Source organism: Paenibacillus sp. LPE1-1-1.1 (assembly GCF_040676435.1).
Lineage (GTDB): Bacteria > Bacillota > Bacilli > Paenibacillales > Paenibacillaceae > Pristimantibacillus.
Map to the genome: position 1 here is coordinate 237,712 of NZ_JBEGHY010000045.1, position 18,717 is coordinate 256,428.

At 45.6% G+C, this 18,717-nt stretch carries 19 protein-coding genes; 14 read left to right on the plus strand and 5 right to left on the minus strand.

Annotation, left to right across the window (positions count from 1 at the left end; translation table 11 throughout):
• Positions 1–220: 220 nt before the first annotated feature.
• The 6 genes from MRBLPE1_RS30025 to MRBLPE1_RS30050 all read left to right on the plus strand — a co-directional run bounded on the left by MRBLPE1_RS30025 (position 221) and on the right by MRBLPE1_RS30050 (position 5,314).
• Positions 221–1,960, plus strand: coding sequence for a carboxylesterase/lipase family protein (locus MRBLPE1_RS30025; protein ID WP_364153231.1), 1,740 nt, complete (start codon positions 221–223; stop codon positions 1,958–1,960).
• 56 nt (positions 1,961–2,016) lie between these two features.
• Entirely contained in the window at positions 2,017–2,445 is a 429-nt protein-coding gene (locus tag MRBLPE1_RS30030) for a hypothetical protein (RefSeq protein ID WP_364153233.1), read from the plus strand.
• A gap of 279 nt (positions 2,446–2,724) precedes the next feature.
• A complete protein-coding gene (locus tag MRBLPE1_RS30035; RefSeq protein ID WP_364153236.1) occupies positions 2,725–3,405 on the plus strand; it encodes a serine/threonine protein kinase in 681 nt (226 codons plus the stop codon).
• A gap of 115 nt (positions 3,406–3,520) precedes the next feature.
• On the plus strand, positions 3,521–3,715 hold the full coding sequence (locus MRBLPE1_RS30040) for a hypothetical protein (protein ID WP_364153239.1): 195 nt from the start codon (positions 3,521–3,523) through the stop codon (positions 3,713–3,715).
• Positions 3,716–3,921: 206 nt separating this feature from the next.
• Positions 3,922–4,692: a GNAT family N-acetyltransferase gene (locus MRBLPE1_RS30045; RefSeq protein WP_364153242.1), complete on the plus strand. Its 771-nt coding sequence runs from the start codon at positions 3,922–3,924 to the stop codon at positions 4,690–4,692.
• 40 nt (positions 4,693–4,732) lie between these two features.
• The gene (locus MRBLPE1_RS30050) at positions 4,733–5,314 is read left to right on the plus strand and encodes a GNAT family N-acetyltransferase (protein ID WP_364153245.1); all 582 of its coding nucleotides are present in this window, start codon (positions 4,733–4,735) and stop codon (positions 5,312–5,314) included.
• 65 nt (positions 5,315–5,379) lie between these two features.
• Here the strand turns inward: MRBLPE1_RS30050 and MRBLPE1_RS30055 are convergent, their stop codons facing one another.
• Positions 5,380–6,228 carry a type II CAAX endopeptidase family protein gene (locus tag MRBLPE1_RS30055; RefSeq protein WP_364153247.1) on the minus strand — a complete coding sequence of 283 codons (849 nt, stop codon included), beginning with the start codon at positions 6,226–6,228 and terminating at the stop codon, positions 5,380–5,382.
• Positions 6,225–6,779: a PadR family transcriptional regulator gene (locus MRBLPE1_RS30060; protein ID WP_364153250.1), complete on the minus strand. Its 555-nt coding sequence runs from the start codon at positions 6,777–6,779 to the stop codon at positions 6,225–6,227. The genes MRBLPE1_RS30055 and MRBLPE1_RS30060 overlap by 4 nt, the downstream gene beginning before the upstream one ends.
• 257 nt (positions 6,780–7,036) lie before the next feature.
• On the opposite strand from MRBLPE1_RS30060, the gene MRBLPE1_RS30065 reads away from it, so the two are divergent.
• Positions 7,037–8,683, plus strand: coding sequence for an alpha-amylase family glycosyl hydrolase (locus tag MRBLPE1_RS30065; protein ID WP_364153252.1), 1,647 nt, complete (start codon positions 7,037–7,039; stop codon positions 8,681–8,683).
• Positions 8,684–8,694: 11 nt separating this feature from the next.
• Here the strand turns inward: MRBLPE1_RS30065 and MRBLPE1_RS30070 are convergent, their stop codons facing one another.
• On the minus strand, positions 8,695–9,660 hold the full coding sequence (locus MRBLPE1_RS30070) for a helix-turn-helix transcriptional regulator (protein ID WP_364153254.1): 966 nt from the start codon (positions 9,658–9,660) through the stop codon (positions 8,695–8,697).
• Between the two features lie 59 nt (positions 9,661–9,719).
• A complete protein-coding gene (locus MRBLPE1_RS30075; RefSeq protein ID WP_364153257.1) occupies positions 9,720–10,271 on the minus strand; it encodes a helix-turn-helix domain-containing protein in 552 nt (183 codons plus the stop codon).
• A 146-nt stretch (positions 10,272–10,417) separates the two neighbouring features.
• Between MRBLPE1_RS30075 and MRBLPE1_RS30080 the strand changes: the two genes are divergently transcribed.
• The 5 genes from MRBLPE1_RS30080 (at position 10,418) to MRBLPE1_RS30100 (ending at position 15,212) form a co-directional block, all read left to right on the plus strand.
• Positions 10,418–10,822, plus strand: a complete 405-nt coding sequence (locus MRBLPE1_RS30080) for a DoxX family protein (RefSeq protein ID WP_364153260.1) — start codon at positions 10,418–10,420, stop codon at positions 10,820–10,822.
• Positions 10,823–10,844: 22 nt separating this feature from the next.
• Positions 10,845–11,504: an alpha/beta hydrolase gene (locus MRBLPE1_RS30085; RefSeq protein WP_364153262.1), complete on the plus strand. Its 660-nt coding sequence runs from the start codon at positions 10,845–10,847 to the stop codon at positions 11,502–11,504.
• Positions 11,505–11,512: 8 nt separating this feature from the next.
• Positions 11,513–12,283: a DODA-type extradiol aromatic ring-opening family dioxygenase gene (locus tag MRBLPE1_RS30090; protein WP_364153265.1), complete on the plus strand. Its 771-nt coding sequence runs from the start codon at positions 11,513–11,515 to the stop codon at positions 12,281–12,283.
• A 28-nt stretch (positions 12,284–12,311) separates the two neighbouring features.
• Positions 12,312–13,688, plus strand: a complete 1,377-nt coding sequence (locus MRBLPE1_RS30095; protein ID WP_364153268.1) for a hypothetical protein — start codon at positions 12,312–12,314, stop codon at positions 13,686–13,688.
• Positions 13,689–14,171: 483 nt separating this feature from the next.
• Positions 14,172–15,212, plus strand: a complete 1,041-nt coding sequence (locus MRBLPE1_RS30100) for an NAD(P)-dependent alcohol dehydrogenase (RefSeq protein ID WP_364153271.1) — start codon at positions 14,172–14,174, stop codon at positions 15,210–15,212.
• A gap of 181 nt (positions 15,213–15,393) precedes the next feature.
• Here MRBLPE1_RS30100 and MRBLPE1_RS30105 read toward each other — a convergent pair whose 3' ends face one another.
• Positions 15,394–15,942, minus strand: a complete 549-nt coding sequence (locus MRBLPE1_RS30105) for a TetR/AcrR family transcriptional regulator (protein WP_364153274.1) — start codon at positions 15,940–15,942, stop codon at positions 15,394–15,396.
• Positions 15,943–16,073: 131 nt separating this feature from the next.
• On the opposite strand from MRBLPE1_RS30105, the gene MRBLPE1_RS30110 reads away from it, so the two are divergent.
• Complete coding sequence (locus MRBLPE1_RS30110; RefSeq protein ID WP_364153277.1) at positions 16,074–17,522, plus strand: MFS transporter; 1,449 nt, start codon at positions 16,074–16,076, stop codon at positions 17,520–17,522.
• Between the two features lie 134 nt (positions 17,523–17,656).
• A complete protein-coding gene (locus MRBLPE1_RS30115) occupies positions 17,657–18,634 on the plus strand; it encodes an aldo/keto reductase (protein ID WP_364153280.1) in 978 nt (325 codons plus the stop codon).
• Positions 18,635–18,717 lie beyond the last annotated feature (83 nt).

An 18,717-nucleotide genomic window follows, 5' to 3' on the forward strand; every position in this document is an offset into this window, starting at 1 on the left:
ATGTTTTTTGAAAGAAGGTGGCGGAGACGCACTTGCGAATCTTGGACATAGGAATGTGTTTGATCAATCGAAAGCCTGATTTCCTCTATGGTATGAAGCAGCTGAAATACATTAATGTGTCACAGGATTCGTTATGGGAAACGAATGAATCAGAACAGTAGCTTAAATAACGGACAAATGTAAAAGAAAAGGGAAGAACACGATCTCCCGGGGAGGACAAATGAACAACAAACGTAAAATGGACACCTCGAACAAGGCTTTGATAATGAGTGTTAAAAAAGACGGCGGAACGCCCACGGAGCAGAATGTAGCCAGTCAGGAACATCCTGCATTTCTGTTGAAGCCCTTGGTTTCAACTAAGTATGGAAAACTCAACGGGATTAGGAACACAGATGTCGGTGTTATCCAATGGTTGGGCGTTCCTTATGCCAAAGCGCCGGTCGGGGAGCTGCGTTGGAGAGCACCGCGTGAATTGGAGGCATGGGATAGTATCGTGGAGACCACACAATACGGGAACAGTTGCGTGCAATTAGCAAATGGCTCGATGGTCGGCAACGAGGATTGCCTGTATATGAATATCTGGCGACCGGACAGCACGAGCTCAAAGCTTCCAGTTCTCGTGTTTGCGCACGGGGGCGGCAATTTGACTGGCTCGGGCCAGGACTTTAAAGGAGATCAGTTATCTAAGGAGACTAACAGCATCGTCATTTCAGTAAATTACCGATTAGGAGCGATGGGCTTCTTTCGCCACCCAACCCTGCGAACCGGAGATGCGATCGACGATTCCGGTAACTACGGCTTACTTGACATTCTGTATTCCTTACAATGGGTACAGGGAAATATAGATCAATTCGGCGGGGACCCGGAAAATGTGACTTTGTCAGGACAATCGGCAGGGGCTAGAAATGTGTTGGCAGCATTAATTTCGCCCCTTGCGGAAGGGTTGTTTCATAAAGCGATCATATTGAGCGGTGGCATGACGACAGCCGGCTCAGCGGCAGGCGACGCAAAGTCGGAGGATGTATTGCGAAGGTTACTCGTCAGAACGGGAAAGGTAGGTACAGAAGAGGAAGCTAGGATGTGGGCCGCTTCTCATAACCCAGAAACGATCGCTGCATTCTTGCGAAATCAGGATGCAAAGCTTTACGCGCAGGCGTACGATCAAGTTGCTATTCAAATGGAACCGTTTCCCCATTTGTTCGAGGACGGCACAGTAATCCCAGAAGGCGGATTCCAAAGCATCAAGGATGGAAGCTATCACAAATTTCCAACCATACTGGGAAGCACATCCAACGAATTCTCGGGGTTCGCGCTCTCTGATCCAGAGTTTATTCCTTCAGTCATGGACGGCAGCTTGCTTACGGACCAAGATAAAATGAAGTTGTATACGGCAGCGGCGAAATATGGAAGCGATCTATATGCAGGTTTTAACGTCGAAGAGGTCGCAAAAGCATTAACTATACACCCGGATCAGCCCCCTGTCTATGCATATCGACTCAGTTGGGGAACGAGAGATGGCGTCATTGATCCCGGTTTGCGTGCGCTTTTAGGGGCTCCACACGGGGCAGATATGATGTTTTATACGGGAGACTATACGACAGCGATGCAGAATTACCCTAGCGGATATATAACGGATGAGAACGAGCCGGGACGTAAAGCGCTGAGTTCCACCCTTCGGGAGTACGTAAGACTGTTTCTTTACACGGGGAACCCGAATGGCGAAGGTTCCGTTGCCTGGAAAGAGTGGACGGCTGAAAGCGATGTTAAGAGAACCCTTAAACTAGATGCGGATGCCAAGCAGGCGAGCAATGAGATGTCTCCCGAATATTTAGGGAAAGAGGATACGCTTGCCAAGATGGAGAGTGATCCCAGTTTAACGGCGGAGCAGAGAGACTGGATTAAGGAAAAACTATTTATCGGACGGTTCTTTTGGAATTCTAATAAAGGTGGACGACTTTAAATCGATCAAACTATAGTGAGGGTTGAACCCATACTAACCAGGATGGAGTATTCATTTTGAGAAAATTAAAAGTTCTGCTCTTATTGATCTTTATAATTGTTACAGGTTGCTCTAACTCTCAAAACTTTTCAATTACGTATTCAGACGTGAAATCTGCAGATGGAAACATTCAGAAATGGATGGAAAAAAATAGAAAGAAGAATGGGATATATCTAGGAAAGAATATTACTAATAACCAGGAAGAGATATACTATCTGTATATTAATTATTCAAATCCTGTTGCTGATAAGTATTCTTCTATTAATGCTGTTTCAATGAATTCAAACTCCAGTAGCTCAATAAACATAAATGTTAGTCCAAAACCATCAGATCAAAAAAGTGAAAGTGAAAAAATATTTTATATTGCGGTAAAAGAGTCATCTTTAAAAAAGATTAACCTTAATGGTGAGGTTATGAAAACTTCATCAATCCCTTCTATACAATAAGAAATGGAAAAACGTACGTATTTTGCTGAGCGGTCAGATTAATGGAGGGACAAATGGCAAGATTGAACTAACGAGACCGATAGTTGAATAACATACATAGATGAGCAGGCGCTGCGGTGGCCTGCTCATTTTATTAAGATAACGGGCAGAATAGCGCAACATTGTCTATTTCATTGAATTACAGTGCTGATCTGTTTATTGCTGGCTCAGTATGGATTAAAATAGGGAAATGGGTCCGTCGGCGAAAATAAATGCCAAAAAAACAAGGAGAAGATGGTTATGAATCCAGATTGGAAACAAGCTGAGGAAGCATTGAGGTCTATTGAGGTCGTTGGTCATGAAAACAATAAACCTGTCTCCGTCATCGGTTTTTCGGAAGATTTGCGCTGCATCGGCATCGGAACGGATGCCGCGGTCTTTTATTCCCCGGACACCCCTAATTACGCATATAAAGTGTATTCCGCTCAGGCATTAGAGAAAAAAGAAGTGGAAGAAGGTATATACAAACGCTTAAAAGGATCGCAGTATTTCGCCCAATGTTATGGAGCAGGATCTAACTATCTGGTTTTAAGTTTCGAACAAGGAGTTACCTTATACGATTGTCTTCTACAAGGTGTCCGTGTTCCAGAGCAAGTGATCCAAGACGTAGAGGAGGCCCGCGAGTTTGTCCGAAGTCAGGGGCTGAACCCGAGGGATATTCATCTAAAAAATGTTCTTTTGCAAGAGGGAAGAGGAAAAGTTCTTGATGTATCGGAGTATATCAAGGAAGGAAACGATAGTCGTTGGGAACACTTGGTGTGGACATACAAACATTTTTATCCTCTGATAAGCGAGGTACAGGTACCTTTATGGATCTTGGAAACGATAACGAACTGGTATAACCGGCTCGATAAGGGAAACTTTGGAATTGAAGACTTCTCTAAACGAGTGAGTCGGCTTTTCTTTGGGGAACGCAAATGAACGGGGACAATAGGATAAGAAACTTTTTCCAATGAAATCACCCTAAATATGCATATTATTTAATGAATACATCCAAAATAACTTGAATTTAAAAAAGAATGGAGGTTGAATCCTTATGAAACAAGATCAGCTAAGCAACTCCAAAATTGAGAAGCAGCCGGTTGCCTTTACCAATTTAAATCACTCGGGAACAAGCTATGCGCAGAATGCGATAGAGCATGTACCGGCGGTGAATTCCATTAACGAAGAAGCGTCAGAAAATTTGGTGAAACAGGTTCTGCAAAATAAAGATAATGACATTAAAAAATGATAACGAAGCATGTGTACTAATAAAACGCTCCATAGGTACCTAAGAAAAAAATCTTGAATTCCGCTTTTTTTTAAGCGGATTTTTTTATGAGATAAACAACTAACCGGCAGGTTAGTTTAACTATTTGCTTCACTTTCCCTTTAATTTATGAAAAGCATCATTTACTATAGAATTAATAATAATGTCTCTTGAAAGGATGGCTTGGGATGATAGCAAAAAAATGTCTTATCCATGAAATTCAATATCTATTTGAAGAATACATCCAAGGGCTATCTTCACCTTTTGATTCTTTCTTGGAGGAGCATATTTTAGAATCGGCTTATTACATGCTTCAAGAGGGATCAAAAGCAGTGGGTTACTATGCCATTCATAATAACGAACTTCTTACCCAGTTCTATATCAGTCGCCCTTACCAAATGCACTCGCAGAAGATGTTTAGCCATGTGCTTGAACATCACACGGTGAACTCACTTTTCGTTCCGACCTGCGATGAACTATTTATAAGCCTAGCTTTAGATAAGGACTTTACGATTAACAAACAAGCTTACTTTTTCCAAGACAATCAAGTAGAAATAATAGAGAGTAATGTTACAGGTGATGAATCATTTCGGCCTGCTAATTTAGAAGATCTGCAACAAATACAACAAATCTGCGGAGAATTTCTTGACCACTATGAACGGCGGATTGAAAGTGGAGAACTCTTTACCTATTATAGGGGGGCTGAGTTGCTTGGAATCGGAGTAGTTGGAAAGTCTAAGTTGTTCAAAGGATTAGCAAGCATAGGCATGTTTACTAATGAGGCATATAGAAAACAAGGAATTGGGAGAGTTATCATTTTAGAATTAAGGAAATGGTGTCATAAGCAGGACATTAAGCCTATAAGTGGATGCTGGTACTATAATGAAGCTTCTAAGAGGACTCTGGAGAGTGCGGGGATGGTTACGAAAACCAGACTATTGAGAATCAATGTAACTTAAGAATGTAGACGCAGATAGTTTCCGAAAGTGGTGAACATCAATGGAGGTTTTGGAATACCGCATCACCGACGAATGGAATGAAGCACAGTGGAGCGCAGCAGAGCAAATCTACGAACAAGCGTTTCCCCTTGATGGCAAGAAAAGCCGCGATATCGTTCACCGCATGTTTGAAAAACGTATGTGCCAACTACACATAATTGCCCAGGGATCAGAAATTTTTGGGATGGCGTTGACAGGAATCGATCAGAAAGCGGGAGCTTTGCTAATTGATTATATAGCGGTTCGTAAAGAGCTTCGCGGCAAGGGATACGGCCGACAATTGCTTGACCGTATCAAAAATTGGGCGCGTACAGTCGCGAACTGCAAAGGGATCATCGTCGAAGTGGAATCCGAACCAACGGAGGGAAATAGCCGGCGAATTCATTTCTGGGAAACAAACGAATTCCAACTCACTGCTTATGTTCATCAGTACATTTGGGTGACGGAGCCCTATCAGGCGATGTATTTTAACTTCGAAGAGAGTGATCGGTTGCCGGACGATGGGAAGTTGCTGTTCCGCAGCATCATTCAATTCCATGAAAAAGCATATCGTCGTTCTAATGGAGATCGAAAGAACAAATAAACTTCACAACGAGGCTGCCATAGGATCTAGTGGCAGCCTCGTTCCATTAACGGCAGGTAGCTTTTCTACATTCTTTCAAATGGTTGATGCTGGGCAGGGGCCCCAAACGCGGTTCTTTTTCTTCTCTTATAAATCCACAGACCGGTTAGACCGGTCAAAGCGATGGCGAGGATTCCTTCAGGACTCGGCATGGCAATATAGCCGAACTCTTCATGTACGTGAATGAATTTTTTCAAAATCAGCGTATCGACGAAGGCATTTCCCATCGTATGCATAACGACGGCCGGCCAGACGCTTTTGGTTATCAACAGAATCTCGCCATACAAAATGGACAAGGCGATCACACCGATCATCATGCGGGGGATATAGGTGATCATGCTTTCCGTGGTGTCCACGAATAAAAACATATAGGGAAAATGCCAGGCCCCCCAAATGATCCCGACGGCAATGTGGACGAAAAAGCGGCTATACCCGAGCGAGAATAGCTTCGGAGCGAGATAACCCCTCCATGCAAATTCCTCGAAAATGTTTTTGAACAAGCTCGGTAGGAGAGCCAGGCCGAATGCCGCCAGATAGGGAGTAGACGACTGGAGCATATCCGTCCACCTAAGTCCCATACCGACACCGACGATCACCGTTGTCATCAAAGGAAAGAATAAGATACTGAACAAATACGGAAGCATGTTTCCCTTAATACGAAGCTTGGCGCCGAAATCTTTCCAGCCGTCTCCCATCCAACTGCGCAAAACCACCATACAAAGGAGCGGTGACACGATCCAAATCAGCTGTCCGAGGCTCCCGTTCTCATCCGTTCCTGCTTGCAGGTCCACCAGACGTCCGATCCACCCGCAGCTTAACGCAATGAGCGAAAAAATAATCGCGTTCCTAAGCGTTTTGTTTTTCTTTACCTTCACCGCTCCAGCTCCTCTTTTATGTTTTTTAAGTACCTCCCGTACCAATCCTTCAAGAACGCATAATATTCCGCTCCAAATTCCAATGTATCCAGCCTGCTTTTCCATTTCGGATTATTCAAAAGCTCACTGTTATTCCCGATCTTTTCGCGATTCATTTGCTGAATCATTTTCAAGGTTGTCTCGACCGTCTCGATTTCACGCAAGTATGCTTCAACGAGTTCAAGTTTTCTGTGACCGTCGACATAGTTAAAGAAAAACATTTTGACGAGCGCGGGATCTCTCGGTTTTTCCAACGCGATCGGATCACTAGCCCAGCTCAGGAACTCCTTTTCTCCCTTCTCCGTGATCGAGAAAATCTTCTTGATGATTGCCCCGCGACGCTCCTCCGTTACCTGGACATGGCCATTCTGGATGAGCTTTTTTAAGGCTGGTTGTATGCTGCCTTGACTGGAATTATAAAAGAACCCGGTACTTGATTCCATGCTCTTCTTCATATCGTAGGATGACTTATCCCCGTCTAGCAATAAGCCAAGTATGATTTTGTCCTGCAAGCTGCATTCCCCCCCATCATTAACTAATATCTAATAGACATGTCTATTAGAACTATTTATTATAAAATGAGCATAACATCTTTGGTTTGATCTGTAAACAATTGCTAATTATTTGTTCATCCTGGCATTTAGGCATGGGGTTTTAAAAAAGAGCCTATACAACCACCGGAAAGGTGACAGGTTCTGTCTCCTTTCCATGTTATTTTTAGTTTAGGAGGAATGGCATTCTAACAGTAACCTCCACGAAGGAGAATAATATGAGACATGGCTTCCCGGCAAAAGGACAGCAAGGAGTAAGGTTTCTTTATCAAGCCGACCATCAGGCTAAGGTTATTTCAGTAGCAGGAACCTTTAATTCCTGGGATCATACCAAACATAAAATGGACCAAAAGGGGAGCAATCGCTGGGAGCTTGAACTGAGCTTACCGAAAGGAAGGCATCTTTACAAAATCGTTGTAGACGATAAAGAGTGGATAACCGACCCTCTGAACTCGAATATTTCCGAGGATGGGCAGAATAATTCGGCCATAACGGTAACCGAAAATGGAGATGTACTCATTAGAACGACTGATATTACAGAACACAGCCCCGGATACATGTATGAAAATTTTCAAGCAATAGAAAGCCCGGAATGGTTAAAGAAGGCTGTTATTTATGAGCTGCATATGAGAGCTTTTAATGATAACGGCTTTAATGGCCTTGCAGATAAAATGGATTATTTGAAAGAGCTCGGAGTGAATACGCTATGGATTATGCCGTTTCATGAGGTTGGCGAGGAAAAGAGAATGGGGAAATACGGCGATCCCTATGCGGTGAAAGACTATTATTCCATTGACGGCAGTTATGGCAAAGCTGAAGAATTAAAGGCATTGATTGCTAAGGCGCATGCTAATGGAATGAAGGTCATTATGGATTGGGTGATGAATCGCGGAAGCGTAGATCACATCCAGACCAAAAGCCATCCGGAATATTTTACACGAAATGAGAGTAACGAAGTTTATTATGAAGTTCCGAATCGGGACTATTTTGCCGGATTAAACTTTGATAACAGGGATATGAGAGCATACGTTATGAAAGCGATGGCTTATTGGATCGCCGAATTTGATTTTGACGGCTTTCGATTAGATGATTCGGATATCACTCCTTTTGATTTTTTATCGGAAATTAGGCAGGAGCTCCATAAAGTGAAGGACGATATCGTCCTGATTTCACAATCCTACGATGAATATCATCATCTGGAATCATGTAATTTAACTTATGATGGCAGCCTAAGATTAGCGATTAAAGATTTGGCAGACAGCAAGATAACAAGGATCGATTTTATTTGGATTTATAAGTCCTATAAATACAGCTTTCCAAAAGGCGCTTTACGCATGAGATGGCTGGAAGAAAAGGAATGCTCAAGAATATGGGCCTTCCTGGGGGAAGAAATAGCGATGCCTGCAGCCTCTATATTGATGACGGTTGAAGGCGTGCCTTTTATCATGATGGGGCAAGAATTTAACGAGCGAACTTTAAATACCTGGACCTCTTTATTTGAAGATTACCAGTTGGACTGGACTCATTTTGACGAAAAGATGTTTCGGCATTATAAATCCCTTATCCATCTTAGAACGAACCATGCTGCTTTGTGGAATGGAGAGCTGCAATTTATTCATCATTCCGAAGAAATGGTTTTGTCTTATATTCAAAGAAACGAGAAAGAGGAATTGCTGATCGTCGTTAATTTATCCGGCAATCCGCTCACTGTAAGCTTTGAAGAGAGTATGGATGCGATGAAATATTTCGGAAAAAATAAAAATTTGATCTATCGATCCGGGGAAGATGAAATCAGTACCCAGATGGGGAAACATGATCTGTATATTCATGACTTTGAAACTCAAATTTATCAAATGTCTAGATGATTCTATAAAATTTAGAGAGAAGCGTTGTAAAGATTTAATATCTCTTTCGTGCGTTTGATGATCAACTCTCTAATCATTGGCGGCTCCATCACAACGGCATCCGTCCCCCATTGCATAATGGTATCGACTACGCAGGGCACATCGGAAGCCTGTATTGTTTTTATTATCGTTCCAGTCTCATCTTCATGGATGGTCATTCCTTGGGACATCCAAAAATCGGATTTACATTGCCATACTCCGCGTTTGTTCAATTCGACCTTTAGCGTCAGGCCTTGTCCTAATTCTGATTCCGCTTTATCAGGAAATACCCAGTCGATTACATGATGGTTGCTTAAGTCCAGCTTTTCAACGGTTTCTGTTGATACAGCAAAGGAGAGGATACGGTCTACGCGGAAAGTTCTGTAATCCTGCGATTTATAACAATAAGCCGGACAATACCAGAAGCCGTTCATGGTATATACCCCAATCACCTGGATATCCCTGCATGAAACGCCATTCTGTGATTCATAGGAGACGGAGATCCTGCTCTGATGGAGCGCGGCTTCTAGCAAATCAGATAAAAAGGGGGTTTTCAATGGGCGGTTGGGGACCCAGAAAAGGATTTTTGAACGCATCTGATCTATTTTGATCTTAATGCCAGAAGGCAGGTGATGGTAAAATTTCTTCAAAGCAGCTTGCGTTTCTGATTCGAAAGGCAGCTGGTTATAGTATTTTAATGATTCAGCGATGAAAAATAAGGCTATAGCTTCGTTCTCGGTAAAACGGACCGCAGGCAAGGTGTGATCTTTAAGGATATGATATCCTCCATTGATGCCTAATTCGGAGTATAAAGGTACCCCCAGCTCAGAGAGTTCCTGCAAATCTCTTAGAATCGTTCTTTTGGAAACGTGAAACTCCTCGGTTAGATCCTTTATATTAAATTTCTTCTTGGAACTGACCGTCATGAGTATGTTTAATATCCGCTGAGATTTATTCAATGGAGCCCTCCGCTCATTCGGGCAGAACCGAAGGAGCTTCCGGTCTGCCCTATACCTGTTTAGATATGATCCTGTCCTTGCTCGTTCTCTGCGTAGATGGAGATAAGCACGATAGCCGTGTTCTCCCCAATGTTTCTCACGAGATGGGGCGTGCACGCGTTCCAACTGAAGGAATCGCCCTCTGCAAATTCAGCCGCATCTTCCCCCTGCACTGCATAGATCCTCCCTTTAATGACAATATGGACCTCCTCGCCTTCATGCGCATGTGGCACGTTCCCCGTTGAAGCACCGGGAGGGAACTCTACGAGCATCATCTTTACGTTCTTGGTGGAGCTCAGGTGCTCCACCTTTAATTTCTCGAAACCGCTTGTCGTAATTTTTCGTTCTTCCCTCCGAACAACATTCATTCGCTCCTCTTTCTTTAAGAGCAAATAAGCTAAAGGAACCTTCAAAGCCTGCGCGATATTTTCCAGCGTAGCTATGGAGGGGGAGGTTTTATTGGTTTCAACCTGACTCATAAAGCCTTGGGACAGGCCTGTTTCTTCGCAAATTTGAGCGATGGTGATATTCTTTCGCTTCCGTATCGCCCGTATGGTAGAGCCGATATCCATCTGATTACACCTCTAGAATATTTGTAATACGAAACATAATTTCATATTAGCAATTTTCCAGTTGACAAGTCAATGTGGTTTGCTATAAATTACACATATAAAATTTATTTTATTATAACTTATATTTTGTGGAGGAGAGAATTTGAATGACAAAGACAGCAGCTGTATCGATTATTATGCGCGTGGTGATGGGAATCATATTTGTATTTCACGGAATCGCTAAGTTTCAAATGGGACTAAGCAATGTAGATGCATGGTTCAGTTCAATCGGTATTCCGGGATTTTTGGCCTATTTCGTGGCCCTGCTTGAGCTTGTCGGCGGCATCATGCTGATTGTGGGATTGTTTACTCGTTACGTATCGGGATTGTTTGTCGTCATGCTCATCGGCGCAATTGTCACGACGAAGCTTTCGGCCGGACTTCTTGGCAATGCACAATCGACCGGTTATGAGTTGGATCTCGGATTTATGTTGGTTTCGTTGTATCTGGTAGTTGCGGAGCAAACGAGTCTCTCGGTTGACCGTCTTATTATGAACAGACGCACTGCATAACTTACAAGGATGGAGGTTTATTATGAATCCGGTTTATCAATATGACATTCATTTGCCGGTCAATCTGGACCCGGACAAAAAATATCCGACCCTCTTTACGCTGCACGGCAAAGGCTCGAATGAAAGCAATATGTTCGGTTTGGTCGCATCGTTGGCCGATGATTTCATCATCATCGGAATCCGCGGCAATTTGCCGCTTGGCGCCGGTTACCAGTATTATGATTTAAAAAGCCTGGGCAATCCAATCCGAGAAATGTTTGACAAAGCGGCTAACCAGCTCGAAGCATTCATTCATTATGCGACGGAAAAGTATCCGATCGATCCAAGAAAACGTTATTTGCTCGGCTTTAGCCAAGGCGCCATTCTGTCCATGACGCTGGCGCTTACGATGGGCGATCAATTAAAGGGAATCGTTGCGCTGAACGGGTACGTTCCTGACTTTGTAAAGACGGAGTATCTGCTTCGAAGCGTAAAGGATGTTTCGGTATTTATTACGCATGGAGAGTATGATTCGGTATTCCCGGTTCGGATCGGCCGCGAGACTGCGGCTTATTTCGAGGATAAGACGCAGCGTTTGACATTCAAAATATATCCGACCGACCACGGCGTATCGGAGGAGAACCAGCTTGATGCTCTGCATTGGCTGAAGCAGGATGCCGGATTGATGATAAATAAGGAGTGAGAAGCCGAATGATGCCTTCCTATTTTTTCGCGCACGGCGCCCCGTCGATCGTGCTTGAGGATAACGAGTATACACAACTGCTAAAGACCTTTAAGGATCATACGCCTAAACCGAAAGCGATCGTGCTCTTTTCGGCTCATTGGGAGGAGGAAGTCCAGACAGTCAGCGCTGCTGAAACGTATGAAACGATTTATGATTTTGGCGGGTTTCAAGATGAACTTTACGAGATGACCTATCCGGCCCAAAGCGATCGCCAGCTCATTGAGCAGATTCAATCGATGTTTGCGAAGCAAGGCATTCAGAGCGTTCTGAATGAGAGAAGAGGACTGGACCATGGAGCTTGGGCGGTTCTGAAGCTGTTATATCCGGATGCGGATATTCCGGTTATCGCTCTTTCCGTGAACCGAAACTTGTCCAATGCGCAGCAGTATCAGATTGGCAAGGCATTGACGGAGCTTAGGGAGCAGGATATTCTTATCATTGGAAGCGGTGGAACCGTTCATAATTTAAGAGGATTAAAATGGCAATCCGATAGCGCTGATGAGTGGGCGGAGAAGTTCGACAACTGGCTCCAGAGTAAGCTCGAGTTATGGGATACGGAGGCGCTTTTTCAATATCGCGAGCAAGCTCCTCATGCCGAAGAGGCCGTACCAACGAATGAACATTTTATTCCACTTCTTCTTGCGATGGGAACCGGTGACGCTAACCGTGAGGCGAAGCTGATTCATCGCAGCTATCAGTACGGCAATCTAAGCTTAAGCTGCTGGCAATTTAATTAATAATGAAAAGTGAAAGAGGGCGGATCGGATGACATCCGCGGTGAAGACGGCAATGGAGAGGACGATCATATTCTCCATTGCCGTAGTTTATATTGTACAGCAGTTGACGCAGCTGAAGATGCTTTCTCCTTTGCTGGGAAGCTTGGTCTTTATTGCAATCGCCTTGCTGCTTCCAAAGCTTAAGGGGATGACGCGTTGGCTTACCGCATTTTTTATGGCAGCCGGGGCGATCCTTTTGTTGCTGCAGAAAGCGGAAGCCGCGGTTTGGTTCGAGGCGGCTGAAATAAACGTGACGATCGTTACGCTGTTCCTATTCGCGCCTTTGTTTGGGATTCCTGTTCGGCTTCCCGAGTATATTGAAGCCTTGAAGCGGTTTTACGAAGCGAATCTTCGCAGCAATGCAGCTTTATTCCTGGGAACGCAGTTGCTGACCCAAATCATGGGTGTATTCATCAACGTTGGTTCGATCCCTGTCGTCTATCAAATGGTCTTTGTAAAGCCTCAGCCCGGTATGGCGCTACTGCTTGGCAATGCGCTAAACCGGGGATTTGCAGGAGCGATCCTTTGGTCGCCGTATTTCGCCGCGATGGCGCTCGTGACCTCGGCTCTTGGGCTGCCCTGGACGTCCATTCTGCCTTATTTGCTCGGATTGGCAATCCTAAGTCTCGCCGTAAGCTGGGCGGTCGATCTGCGTAAATTGCGTCACGCCGAAATAGAGGCGCCTCCACTACCCGTGGAAAACAAGGAGAGAGCCGCTTTTCCGTTCGGACTCGGGCTATATTTAATAGCTGCCATTATTGTCATCTTAGCGATGGAGCAGCTGATCGAGCTGCCAATGGTCATGTTAATCTGTATGGCGGCTGTATTATTTCCTCTGATCTGGTGCTTGGCAAAGGGGGCTATGGCCGTATACAAGCAAGGAGTTAAGAATCATGTTACGGTCACTTTACCTGCTTTGCAGAAGGAGATTACGCTGTTTCTGGCCGCAGGTTTCTTCAGCGGGTCAATCGGCGCAACGAAGTTCGGTTCTGCTGTTCCCGTCCTGCTGGGGCATATCCCGCTGCCTGAATCCTTAACATTTTCGGTTTTGACGGTGGTTTTAATTGGGGGATCATCCTTGATCGGTCTTCATCCAATCGTGCCGGTGACTATCCTTGCTGGCGGCATTGATCCTTTGAGCGTGCAGATTAGCCCGATTTATTTCGCAGTGTTGCTGCTCGGAAGCTGGGCCTTGTCCAATCCTATATCGCCGGCCTCGGCCGTGAACAACTTGCTGGCTGGTCTCTTTAAGAAGCCGGTGTTTGAGATGGCCGGATCGAATTATAAATATGCCGGTTGTATGGCGGTCGTGCTGCTAATTTATTTAATGGTTATAGGTGAACTAGTCCCCATTTTTGGGGATTAATTAACGAAGCGTTTTGTAGGTTTAAGGTTGGCAGGAATGATATCGTACAATGTTTACATAAAAAATGTTTGGAAAAACAGCGACGCTTAGGACGATTGAAGTCCCTGGAAGTCGCTGTTTTTGTTGCGGCGATTGACTGGATGGTCATTCAATAAGCTATCACACAATAATTCTTGTTGACCTGGAGTTAACTCCTAGTAGTATACTCCATTCGAGCTTCTATCCATGCAAGATTAAATCAAGGGGGTTGATTACTAACGGTCTTAATTTTACTGAACAATTGCGGCTTCTTCGTTCATTAATTAACAAATCGCGTTCAATTAACAATTGAAAGCATTGTGTACGCCTGTATAATAATAATCAAGTGTACATTAATAGGTTGGTGTACATTAAAATTAACGGCTGGGTACAAGTTATCGAATCAAGTGTTTCTAATTTTACTGAGCCGAGCTATTTCCCAGCGAAAAGGAGTAGAGTGAAGATATGTGTAAAACGCATGCTTTAAGTGTTGCAAGTGCGAAAGCGCCATTTGAAAAGACCACGATTGAGCGGAGAGAACTACGACCGAACGATATCTTGATCGATATTAAGTTTAGCGGGATTTGCCATTCCGACATCCACAATGCATTCGGTGAATGGGGAGGCGGGATCTTTCCAATGGTTCCCGGCCACGAAATCGCAGGGGTTGTGGAAGCAGTAGGACCGTCTGTTACGGAATTTGCCATTGGCGATCGCGTTGGCGTAGGTTGTTTTATTGATTCCTGCGGAGAATGCGAATACTGCCTCAAGGGTGAAGAGCAATTTTGTACGAAGGGTTATGTCGGAACCTATAATTCGTTAGACTACGATGGCAATCCAACTTACGGCGGATATAGCCAAAAAATCGTCGTCACCGAAAGATTTGTTGTCCGCATTCCCGACAGTCTGGAGTTGGATGCTGCTAGCCCCCTTTTATGTGCTGGCATCACAACATATTCTCCGTTGAAGCACTGGAACGCCGGCCCGGGCAAGAAAGTTGCCATTGTGGGAATGGGGGGTCTTGGCCACCTGGCAGTACAATACGCGCATGCGTTAGGTGCGGAAGTAACGGTCTTAAGTCAGTCCATGAATAAGAAAAGCGAAGCTTTCGAATTGGGCGCGGACCATTATTTTGCAACGAGCGATCCCGCTGTGTTCACGGAGCTTGCAAATCGTTTCGATCTCATTTTAAATACCGTTGCCGCAAATCTTGACGTCGATGCGTACCTATCCTTGCTTCGCGTGGACGGAACGCTTGTGAATGTCGGTGCGCCGGCCGAGTCGGACAAGTACCATGTCTTTTCCTTGATCATGAAACGCCGCAACCTTGCCGGTTCGCTCGTTGGCGGGATTCGGGAAACCCAAGAGATGCTTGATTTTTCCGCTCAGCACGGTATCGTTCCCAAGATTGAGTTAATCCGTGCCGACCAAGTCGATGAGGCGTATAAGCGCGTGCTACGCAGCGATGTGCGTTATCGCTTCGTCATTGACATGTCTACTTTGTAAGCTTAATAAACGGACCACTGAGGATACGGTGGTCCGTTTTTTATAAAGTAGAAGCTGGAGACACAAAGTCGTATGTCGTATCGGGCAAAAGCTAAGCTCCAGAAATAAGGCTTTAGCTTTAGCTTCTATCGATTGAAATGATACAAAACAGTAAATTCTAATCATGGTGGGTTTCCGAGGCCTAATTACAGATTCTTTCCAGCAATGTCCCTAGCTGTTCGGCCAAAACATGATGGGGGAACGGCCTGTCGTTCGTGAACCAGTACTCTACTACGCCGACGTAAGCCGATGCAACGAACCGAACGACAACATCTTTATTTAATCCTTCGTTTATGCCTTTGGTTATATCAACCTCATCCTGGAACTCTTCGACAAGAAAGTCGAGAAAACGATTGCGAAAATATGGAGCGCCTTTACTCGTTAGCATCATCGCAAAGAACGTGTAATTCTGGTCGAAGTACTCGGTCCAAATCAGTGACCCGTCTATGAAATCCATGTCGGCTGCCGCTTTGCACATTTCGCGGAGTTCATTGATATGGGTCTCGATAAGCTTATCGAGCAAGTCGTATTTATCCAAGTAATGAAGATAGATCGTTCCTCGGCTTACATTAGCCCTGTCAGATAGCTCTTGTATCGTAATGTCATCGAATTTTTTTTCTGACATGAGTTCGATAACGGCTTTTTTTAATGCTTCCTGTGTCTTGAGAATTCTTCGATCCACTTTAGTCATAAAGGTCACCTGCGTTCCGTAATATTTTATAATTATATACAACTGTTCATTATTATATCAAGGTTTAATAATGATCCGATTTTTCAATGATTTTGAGTATAAGACAATTGTTACAATTGAAGGAGAAGAGTATGGCTAACGAATACGGGATCAACGATATTGAAGCCTCGCAGGCTGATGCCAGTGTAAGAACGCGTTCGTATCAAAAGGCTGTTCTAGCGATCATTCTGATTAGCTACTTGATGATTGTTCTCGATATTTCGATTGTCATCACTGCACTTCCGGAGATCCAAGCAGACCTGGGCTTCTCAGACACCGGCCTGTCCTGGGTTCAGAGCGCTTATACACTTGCCTTCGGCGGATTGCTGCTGCTCGGCGCTCGAGTAGGAGATATCCTCGGCCGGCGCCGTATGTTCATCGCCGGAATCGCGCTTTTCACGGCAGCGTCGCTTGCCATTGGTTTGGCACAGTCCGTCTCCTGGCTGATCGGAAGCCGGGTATTGCAGGGGATTGGCGCCGCGATTTTGGCACCGTCGACTCTCGCGCAGCTGACGGCGAATTTCCCTGAAGGGGAAGAGCGCACGCGAGCGGTTGCATACTATGGCGCCGTTGCCGGCATCGGGGCTAGCCTTGGGCTTGTGCTCGGCGGAATTCTTACCGACTGGCTTTCGTGGCGCGTTGGTTTCTTTATTAATCTGCCTATAGGGATTGCCATGATGCTGGCCACCCCGCGCTACCTTGCCGAGACTGAACATCGGCCGGGACGGTTTGACCTGGCAGGAGCTATGGGTTCAACACTCGGGATGACCGCCCTCGTCTACGGTATTGTTCACTCCGCCTCTGCGGGCTGGGGTGATTCTGTCACGGTTGCGGCCCTCGCCGCCGGCATGCTCCTGCTCGGCTTCTTCGTTTTGAACGAGTGGCGCGCTGAGCAGCCGATCATGCCGCTGCGCCTGTTCGCGAGTCGGGATCGCGTGGGGGCTTACGCTGCACGCTTCCTCTTTCTTGGAGCTATGATGGGGTTCTGGTTTTTCATTACCCAGTTCCTCCAAAGCGTCAGAAACTATAACCCGCTTGAGGCTGGACTCGCCTTTTTACCAATGACGATTACCAACTTCGTAATCGCGATCAATGTCCCGAAGTTTACTCGGCGGTTCGGTAACGCGCGTCTGCTTGCCGGCGGTCTGCTTGTTACGCTAATCGGAATGGCTTGGCTTAGCCGCCTATCCGCTGATACTTCTTACCTCATTGGTATCGCGCTGCCGATGGTCCTAATTGGCATTGGCCAAGGAGCATCCCTTGGTCCCCTGACCGCCGCTGGTATCGCAGGGGTAGATCCAAAAGACGCCGGTGCCGCCTCCGGGCTCGTAAATGTCACCCACCAACTCGGTGGATCCATGGGTCTCAGCATACTCGTTACGATATTCGCAGCCGCCGGCTCCGCCACCATGGGTGAGCAAGATCTACTCGCCCATCGGATCTCGTTTGCGCTTGCTGCCGGTACCGCAATGCTAACGTTAGCCTTTATTTTCGTTTGGCTGCTTATTGTACGACCGGGCCGGGTAAGACCGCTAAAGTAAAGCGTAAGTAAAATAGCATTAATATTGCTTAATATTAATTTATCCGTAATCCGTATTGACTTGGAGTTAACTCCAGGCTGTAAGCTTATCTTAGCAGTGCTTTTCCTAATTAAAGACAGAGGAGCGAATGACGAATGGACTATGTCAAACTTGGCCGTACCGGCTTGGATGTTTCGCGTATTTGCCTTGGTTGTATGAGCTATGGAGTGCCCGAACGCGGGAACGCCCCATGGTCGCTGAATGAAGAGGAAAGCAGATCGTTTATTAAACAAGCGCTGGAGCTCGGAATTAACTTTTTTGATACGGCGAATATGTATTCGGATGGTACAAGCGAGGAGTTTGTCGGACGCGCACTTAAGAGCTTCGCCCGTCGAGAGGAAATCGTGCTTGCGACCAAAGTTCGTTTCCGTATGCACCCGGGCCCGAATGGCGAGGGACTGTCCCGTAAGGCGATCATGAATGAAATCGACAACAGCCTGCGGCGGCTGGGTACGGATTACGTGGATTTATGCCAGATCCACCGTTGGGACTACGGGACGCCGATAGAAGAAACGATGGAAGCACTGCATGACGTCGTGAAAGCAGGCAAGGCAAGATATATAGGGGCTTCCTCCATGTACGCTTGGCAGTTTTTGAAGGCGCAGCATGCCGCGGAACGGAACGGGTGGACAAAGTTTATTTCCATGCAGAATCACTTGAATCTCCTGTATAGGGAAGAAGAGAGGGAGATGCTGCCGCTCTGCCGTGAAGATGGAATCGGTGTTATCCCATGGAGTCCGCTTGCGAAAGGGCTATTGACCCGGGATTGGAATGAGCAAACAGCCCGTTCCTCGAATGACCAAGTCTCAAAAGCGTTCTATTCGAAAACGGCAGACGCTGATCGTAAAGTCGTGGAAAGAGTTGCAGAGGTTGCGGCGAAGCGCGGCATCCCTCGCGCGCAAGTCGCGCTGGCGTGGGTGCTCCAGAAGGAGCCGGTAACGGCGCCGATCGTCGGTGCAACTAAGCCGCATCATTTGGAGGATGCAGTGGCTGCTTTATCGGTGAAGCTGGATGAAAACGAAATTGCGAGCTTGGAAGAGGCTTACGTACCGCATCCGATTTCCGGCTTTTAATCATAGTAAGACGGATCGCTGAGAATTAATTGATCCTTTTTCATTCCTATTTGTGTTAGATCAAGTACAATGTCGGAATTAGG